Genomic DNA, 5,465 nt, shown 5'->3' on the forward strand with positions numbered 1-5,465 from the left:
CGGCTGGACCGGAGGGCGCATCGCCTCGGTGATCGTCGGTGCCGTGCTGGCACTGGTGTCGGTCGGCCTGCTCACCGGCGGCTCGACCCTGCTGTGGGCCGACCGGGCCGGACGTGACGCGGACGGCTACCTCACCGTCTCCGACACCCTGACGGACTCCGGTTACGCGGTGATCACGCAGCCGGTCGCGCTGCTGAACTGGACCCCCGGTGCCGGGGCCGGTGTCGGGGATGTGCGGGTACGGGTCACCTCCGCCGACCCCGGCCGCGCGGTCTTCGTCGGCATCGCCCCCACCGGCGCCGTCGACCGCTACCTCGGCGGAGTGGACTACGCGGTGCTGCGGGACTCCTCGTCCGGGCACCTGACACCGCACCACGGCGGGCCACCGGCCACACCTCCCGGTGACGCCGGTATCTGGGTGGCTGCGGCCGGCGGAACCGGCACCCAGACCGTCACCGTGCCGCTGCGGGCCGGTGACTGGACCGTGGTCGTGATGAACGCCGACGCCACCCCCGGCATCGACGCCCGCGCCGACGTCGGCGCCACCGCACCCGGGCTCGGCTGGATCTCCGCCGGGATCATCGCGTTCGGGGTGGTGCTGCTCGCCGCGGGCGTGACGCTCATCGCGGTCCCCGTGCGCCGGGTCTCGCGGGAACCGCGGTCAGCAGGCCCGACGCAGGTATAGGTCGCGCAGCAGCGCGATCTCCGCGCCGTGGTGCATGACCTCCCGGTTGACGTGCATGACCAGAGCGGCCATCGGGCGCTGCGCCAGCGGCCCCTCCACGGGGCCGCACGGCCGCGCCAGCCCGTCCTCGCCGAGTCTTCGCACCCCTTCCAGCCAGCCCGCGTAGGCCTCGTCCAACTGGGCCAGTGCGGTGGCGGCGTTGCCGGCGTAGGCGAACCCGCGGTAGTCCACGGCAGGGCCGCCGAAGTGGAGGGCCACCCGCATCCCGAGCACCCCGACCACCAGATGCGCGATCCGCCAGGCGATCGTCGTCACCGGCGGCGGGACCGGCGCCGGGTAGGCGAAGTCCACCACGAACTCGCCCGATCCGAGCGCCAGTGGCGCGGTGCTCTCGTCCCTCGGCCGCACGTTCCAGCAGCCGGGAGCGGGTTCCCAGAAATACTCGTCGTCACCCAGACCCGTCAGCCGCGGCCGCAGTTGGTTCGTCCAATGCCAATCGAGCTGGTCGATGAGCTCGTCGTTCCACTCGACGGCCAATTCGCGCTCTCCGGCGCAGGTGGCGTTCACCCGCAAAATGTTAGGGCCTTACGGGTGAAAGAGGCGAGTCGCGCGAAGCGGTGACGTTCGGCTCTCACTCCGTCGTAGGAGTCGCGGGCAGCGTGGAACGGTGAAACCGCGAATTCGAGGAGTCAGCAGATGCGCGCTGTCGTGATCTATGAGTCAATGTTCGGCGGGAGCGAGCGGATCGCCCGCGCGATGGCTGCGGGGCTCGCCCCGCACGCCGAGGTCGACGTGGTCAATGTGGACGATGCGCCGTCCCGGCTCGACGGGGTGGACCTGGTGGTGGTCGGCGGTCCCACGCACGCGTGGGGCATGAGCCGGGCCAGTACCCGCCAGGCCGCGCAGCGGCAGACGACACAGGAGATCCGTTCCCGCAACGGCATCAGGGACTGGCTGCGGTCGCTTTCCGGGGCCCCCGCCGGTGTCCGGGCGGTCGCCTTCGACACCCGGCTGGACAAACCGCGCTGGATGACCGGTTCGGCCGCCCATGGTGCCGCTAAACTGCTGCACAGGCACGGATTCCCGTTGCTCGCGCCACCGGAGAGCTTCTTCGCCACCCAGACCCCGGGTGAACTCCGCGCCGGAGAAGAGGACCGGGCCCGCAACTGGGCCGCCGTGCTGGCCGCCAAGGCCACCGCGAGCACCGGACGGCACTGAAGCGGCACTGAAACGGCACTGAAACGGGCCGTGCGACGGTGGGTGCCCAGTGCGCGCTCAGCGCATTTTCAGCATTTTCAGTGCGCCAGTAGCAGCCAGGCGAACACCAGACCACCGGAATTGGTGGCCAGGTGGATCATCATCGGTGCCGCCAGGCCCCGCCCGGTGTGCCGCCACCAGTACAGGAACACCCCGGCCCCGGCCGCGGCGATCATCGCCAGCAACGAAACCACCGCCAGTGGCAGCCCGCCGAAGGTCGCGTGCACGGCCGCGTTCTGCTCCAGAGCCAGCGACGGCAGCAGGTGCCACAGGCCGAACAGCCCGGCCGCGCCCAGCACCGGGCCCCACCGCCACCGTTCGCCCGCGCCGAGCAACGCGGGCAGCACACCGCGGAAGGCGACCTCTTCCAGCAGCACGGTGCCCAGCGGGATCCGGATCAGCGCCAGCCACAGCAGCTGGCCGAACCCCGGAGACCCGATCCGCCCGTCGTGGAAGAGGGTCCGCAGGGACGGCACCGCCATCGCGACACCGAAACCGAGCAGCACCACGGCGAACCCGGCCAGACCGAACAGGGCGGCCCGCCGGAAGTTGTCGCGGTCCAGCCCGATCGAAGCCGGGGACAGCCCGGCCCCGCGCGCGAGCACGATCAGTGCCACCGCCGTCACCGCGCCCGTCACGGGATAGGCCCAGCCGGGCAGGAAGCGGTTGGTCAGCACGGTGGACACCGCCAGCAGCAGGACGGCGGTGAGGACAACGGGAACTCGGCGACGCAAAGTGAGGACTTCCGGCCGTCGCGCGGGGGTGACTACAGCAGACATCGTGATTCCATTGTGCACCCCAGAAAGGACTGCGGCGATGAACACGAGCGGTCACGCCGCGCGGGAACCGTATGTGGACTTCCTCCGGGCGATCAGCCTGGTCGTCGTGGTCCTGTGGCACTGGGCGTTCACGATCCTGCACTGGACACCGGAGGGGCCGCAGCCCACCAGCCCGCTCGGTTTCTTCTCCGGGCTCTGGGTGCTGACCTGGTTGTTGCAGGTCCTGCCGGTTTTCTTCTACGTCGGCGGCTACGTGCACATGGTCTCGTGGGAGCACGCGGAGGCCCGGGGCGAACGGATCGTTCCCTATCTGTGGCACCATCTTCGGCAACTCCTCGTGCCCGCGCTGGTACTCGTTGCCACCTGGGCGGTGCTCGGCACCATCCTCGGCGTCACCCTGGACCTGCACTGGATCCGCGGCGCTGTGATGCTCATCATCAGTCCGCTGTGGTTCCTCGGCGTGTACGTCGGGCTGCTGCTGTTGCTGCCGGTGAGCCTGTGGCTGCACCGCAAGTTCGACGTGATCGTCCTGGTGTGGCTCGCCGGTATCGCGATGCTGGTGGACGTGCTGCGCCTGCGATACGGGTACGACTGGGCGGGCTGGATCAACATGGCCGCCGTGTGGGGACTGGCCTACCAGTCCGGGTTCTTCTACCACCGCATCGTCGACGCCGCGCGCCGGGTCGACCTGGCGTTGCTGTGGGCCGGTCTGTTCGGCCTGATGGGGCTGGTGTTCTCCGGGGCGTATCCCGGTTCGATGGTCGGGGTGCCGGGGGACCGGCTGTCGAACATGGCACCTCCGACGTTCGTCATCGTGGCGCTGCTCGTCTTCCAGATCGGCTTCGCCGAGGTGTTCCGCCCGGCGATGGAACGCAAACTGGCGAAACCCCGGTGGCATCAGGTCAACGGCCTGCTCAACCGCTACGCGCTGCCGCTGTTTCTCTTTCACACCACCGGAATGGCGCTCTTCCGCGCGATCGGCTACCTGGCGTTCGACCGGCGGATGACCTCCGACCGCGCCCCCGATCTCATCTGGTGGGCGGAACGGCCGCTGGCCGTGCTCGGGCCACTGCTGTTCACCATTCCGCTCATCGCACTGTTCGGGCGAAAAAAGCGGCCGCGCGACGGGGAAAGGAAAACAAAACCCGAAGTGGCGGGCGGAAAACGGGAACCGGAAGTGCGAACCGGGTCCTTCGGCGCGCCTCAGGTGACCATAGACCCTTCGGCCGCGGGCCGGAAAAAGCGACATTGATTACAGCGGAGGAACAGCGGAGGAGGTCCCGCCATGATCGCGCGATCGAACTGGCTGGTACGCCAGTTGCGCTGGATCCATCCGGGGCGCAACCCGCTCGTGCGGCCCTGGGACCGCATCGAAGCCGCGCTCGTACTCCTGGTACTCGTGCTCGCCCTCGCGGCCATCCCGTTCGCGGCGCTGCTCGGTGCCGAGCAACGGGAGCACGCGCTGGCCGATTCCGCCGAACAGCAGGCGACCCGCGTGCACACCGACGCGACCCTGCTCACCGCCGCACCCGACCCGGGTAACAGCGACGTCATCCCCGCCACCTCCCAGAAGGTGGCCGCCACCTGGCGGCTGGCCGACGGCAGCGTGCGCGTCGGCACCGTCGACGCCGCACCAGGCACGCCGGCGGGCACCCCCGTGTCCGTGTGGCTCGACAGCACCGGCAACCTCACCGCACCTCCCACCACCGCGGGTAACGCCTTGAGTCTCGGCGTCGGCCTCGGCCTGCTGGTCTGGGCGGGCGCGGTCGCCGCACTGTGCCTGCTGCTGGGACTGGCCCGCGGCCTCCTCAACCGGCTGCGCGCCGCGGCGTGGACCCGGGAATGGGCCCGCGTGGGCCGGGACCTCAACAGATTCTGACGCGAATTCCCGTCTCGTCGATGTGGAGCTTGTGATGATGTCCGATTCCGGCAGTCCCGTCGTCGTGGGGGTGGATGGTTCCGGTTCCGCGCTGGAGGCGGCCCGCTGGGCCGCCCGTGAGGCCAGCCGGCTGGCGGTCCCGGTCCGCCTGGTGCACTCCTACTCCGGCATCGGCCACCCGGGGCGGCTGACCCACGACCAGTTGCGGGAACACGGCGAGCTGCGCCTGCGTGCGGCCTGCGCCGCCGTCCGCGAGTCGGCCCCCGGCGTCACGGTGGAAAAGGTGCTGCGGGAAGGCGACCCGCGCGTCGTGCTGCTCGACGAATCCCGCCGCGCGGCACTGGTCGTGCTCGGCTCCCGCGGGCTCAGCGGCGTCAGCAGGCTGATCATGGGCTCGGCGGGGCTGACCCTGGCCGTGCACGCGCGCTGCCCCGTCGTCGTGGTGCGCAGCCCCGGATACGACCGTGGTCCGGTCGTTGTCGGTGTCGACGGCTGGCCGGCCTGTGCCGCCGCCGTCCGGTTCGCCTTCACCGAGGCCGCCCGCTTCGGTGCCGGGCTGACCGCCGTGCGCACCTGGCACAACCCGGGGGTGGCCGGGCCGATGGCCGTCCACGAGGAGGAGCGCGCCCAGCTGATCCGGCAACTTTCCCCGCTGGCACGGGAGTTTCCGCAGGTCCCGGTCGAGCACGTGGTGCTGCGGGGCCGTCCCGGCCGCACCCTGCTCGAGTTCGGGCGGCACGCGCGGATGCTGGTCGTCGGCACCCGCGGCCGCACCGGATTCGCGGGCCTGCTGCTTGGCTCCACCAGCCAGGCCGTGGTGCAGCAGGGGACCTGCCCGGTCGCCGTCGTCCGCTCCGAGGACTCC

At 70.7% G+C, this 5,465-nt stretch carries 6 protein-coding genes and 1 pseudogene; 5 read left to right on the plus strand and 2 right to left on the minus strand.

The window, feature by feature from the left end:
- A pseudogene (locus FNH05_RS38410) lies at window positions 1-685 on the plus strand (DUF4389 domain-containing protein); the annotation flags it as partial.
- Here the strand turns inward: FNH05_RS38410 and FNH05_RS30860 are convergent.
- Window positions 662-1,252, minus strand: coding sequence for a DinB family protein (locus tag FNH05_RS30860; protein ID WP_246128039.1), 591 nt, complete (start codon window positions 1,250-1,252; stop codon window positions 662-664). The pseudogene FNH05_RS38410 and the gene FNH05_RS30860 sit on opposite strands and share 24 nt — an antisense overlap.
- 129 nt (window positions 1,253-1,381) lie before the next feature.
- Here FNH05_RS30860 and FNH05_RS30865 point away from each other — a divergent pair, with 129 nt between their 5' ends.
- Window positions 1,382-1,903 (plus strand): flavodoxin family protein, encoded by a 522-nt coding sequence (locus FNH05_RS30865; RefSeq protein WP_144592380.1) that lies wholly within the window; start codon window positions 1,382-1,384, stop codon window positions 1,901-1,903.
- Between the two features lie 77 nt (window positions 1,904-1,980).
- Here FNH05_RS30865 and FNH05_RS30870 read toward each other — a convergent pair whose 3' ends face one another.
- Window positions 1,981-2,721 (minus strand): CPBP family intramembrane glutamic endopeptidase, encoded by a 741-nt coding sequence (locus tag FNH05_RS30870; RefSeq protein ID WP_144592381.1) that lies wholly within the window; start codon window positions 2,719-2,721, stop codon window positions 1,981-1,983.
- A gap of 37 nt (window positions 2,722-2,758) precedes the next feature.
- Between FNH05_RS30870 and FNH05_RS30875 the strand changes: the two genes are divergently transcribed.
- From FNH05_RS30875 to FNH05_RS30885, 3 genes are all read left to right on the plus strand, one after another.
- Window positions 2,759-3,973 (plus strand): acyltransferase family protein, encoded by a 1,215-nt coding sequence (locus FNH05_RS30875; protein ID WP_144592382.1) that lies wholly within the window; start codon window positions 2,759-2,761, stop codon window positions 3,971-3,973.
- A 33-nt stretch (window positions 3,974-4,006) separates the two neighbouring features.
- On the plus strand, window positions 4,007-4,600 hold the full coding sequence (locus FNH05_RS30880) for an Rv1733c family protein (protein WP_144592383.1): 594 nt from the start codon (window positions 4,007-4,009) through the stop codon (window positions 4,598-4,600).
- Between the two features lie 34 nt (window positions 4,601-4,634).
- On the plus strand, window positions 4,635-5,465 hold an 831-nt coding region (locus FNH05_RS30885), incomplete at its 3' end, for a universal stress protein (protein ID WP_342781636.1).

This window comes from Amycolatopsis rhizosphaerae, from assembly GCF_007713715.1.
GTDB classification, from domain to species: Bacteria; Actinomycetota; Actinomycetes; order Mycobacteriales; family Pseudonocardiaceae; genus Amycolatopsis_E; species Amycolatopsis_E rhizosphaerae.

What these genes read in the sequence shown, in the direction of transcription:
- FNH05_RS30865 (WP_144592380.1), top strand. Translation starts at nt 1,382, where the DNA reads ATGCGCGCTGTCGTGATCTATGAGTCAATGTTCGGCGGGAGCGAGCGG.
- FNH05_RS30870 (WP_144592381.1), bottom strand. Translation starts at nt 2,721, where the DNA reads ATGTCTGCTGTAGTCACCCCCGCGCGACGGCCGGAAGTCCTCACTTTG.
- FNH05_RS30875 (WP_144592382.1), top strand. Translation starts at nt 2,759, where the DNA reads ATGAACACGAGCGGTCACGCCGCGCGGGAACCGTATGTGGACTTCCTC.
- FNH05_RS30880 (WP_144592383.1), top strand. Translation starts at nt 4,007, where the DNA reads ATGATCGCGCGATCGAACTGGCTGGTACGCCAGTTGCGCTGGATCCAT.